Raw genomic sequence first — 251 nt, forward strand, 5'->3', positions numbered from 1 at the left:
GGGCAGGACTGGCCCGACGACGACACGCGCCGCTGGCCGTCCATGTGGTCGCCGGCGTCGACGGTGTGGACCGAGCGGGTGGCGGCCGCGGCATCCGCTTCTCTCGTCGGCGAGCCCGAGTCGTTCACCCACACCCCCGTCGTGTTCGGCGTGCCGGAGACGATGGCGAAGGCGCTGGGATATCCGGGCACCGAGATCGGCATCACCGACTTCGAGCGCCGGTGCCAGGATCCCGAGGGCTGGGGCAGCGT

1 protein-coding gene is annotated in these 251 nt (G+C 72.1%); it reads left to right on the top strand.

Annotated elements, in window-relative coordinates; translation table 11 throughout:
- Nucleotides 1-251 (top strand): hypothetical protein (locus ACQG3P_RS21005; protein WP_426806135.1); only part of this gene is annotated, 251 nt, incomplete at both ends.

It is taken from the genome of Stenotrophomonas sp. SrG, assembly GCF_050031795.1.
GTDB lineage: Bacteria > Pseudomonadota > Gammaproteobacteria > Xanthomonadales > Xanthomonadaceae > Stenotrophomonas > Stenotrophomonas rhizophila_A.